This is a genomic window from Bradyrhizobium sp. AS23.2, assembly GCF_001908185.1.
In the GTDB taxonomy this organism is placed as follows: Bacteria; Pseudomonadota; Alphaproteobacteria; order Rhizobiales; family Xanthobacteraceae; genus Bradyrhizobium.
The window spans coordinates 1-1,187 of sequence record NZ_LGHM01000314.1; the positions used below are offsets into that span (position 1 = coordinate 1).

The 1,187-nt window shown below is 56.7% G+C and carries 1 pseudogene; it reads left to right on the plus strand.

Features of this window, described 5'->3' with window-relative positions:
• Positions 1-802: pseudogene (locus tag AC630_RS46100) on the plus strand (hypothetical protein); the annotation flags it as partial.
• Positions 803-1,187 lie beyond the last annotated feature (385 nt).

Genomic DNA, 1,187 nt, shown 5'->3' on the forward strand with positions numbered 1-1,187 from the left:
CGCTAAGGCAGCGTTGCAGCAGGTATCCATTGAGCTTGATGATGCGCATGAGGCAGCATTCACCGCGCATGGTCATAGGCCTGCCGCGCTGATCCCTTGGCGGAACTACTCGGCGATAGGTGGGAGTGAGATTGAGGCAATGCGCGAGCGGCTTCTGGCGGCAGGCGATGACGCCCAGATCGTTGCGAAGGAGTACAAGGCGGCACGCAAGCGATATCGCGCTACCGTCCGGGCCGGCAAGGAATGGGATAAGCGAGCCGGCCTAGAGGCGCTTGCTAAGCGAGAAGAGGATGCGCGCAACGAACTTGCCGCGTCTCAAGACGCACTCAGGGCATTGGCCCCTGCAACCTCAGAAGAGGCGTTGTCCTTGTTGGATATCGTCCGGGAAGGCACCGAAGAGTTCGGAAACATCGAGGCTTGGGAAGTTCCCGTCCTGGCCAAGGCAAGTAGGTTTCTTCAATCCGGCCTGTCGGTGGGCCACAAGCTGTCCGCCGCGTGCGACTGCGATCAAATCGAGATCATAAAAGCACGCGAAGGGGAACGCCTTGCGCAGGCGTTTCGGGATCTTGAACCCGACGTTTGCGACCTCACGCGGATGGCGCGACTTGCCGAGCTTCAAATGCACAAGGCAATCGGCGACTTGAGGCACGATGATGGGATCTGCGTAGAAGTACCGGATACGGAAGATGTGCAACTTGCCACGTTCACGGTCTTTCTCTTGACCGAAAAAGTGCGAGATCTTGAACAAGAGTGGTGCCGGCTGTTCAACGGAGCAGTGGCGGCGGCACGGAATGCCAGATGATTTAGTCCGGTCCGCCGGTTCACGCTGGCGGACCATTCTCGCGTGCTCGGGTTTAGGGCCGAGACCCTTTATCTCAAACTCGCCGGTTAGCGCTGATGCCCTAAACCAATTCCGAGGCTGCGTGCCTTCTGCCTCAACGAGCCCTCAGATCGCTTCATCAGCTTCGAGAGTTTAGCTACCGGGGTACGGGATTTGGAATGTGCCTTGAGTAGCTTGACGTCGTCTTTGGTGTACTCTTTGCGCTGGCTCGTCGTCATCTTTGCCACTTAATGTTCTCCAACATGATCACGCCAAGGGTTAGAGTGATCATGCGAATGCGTCAAGTATAGGGGGACTCGATCTACTTATCCGCAATTAGTTCGGAATGAGTCCATTAAATTCCCAG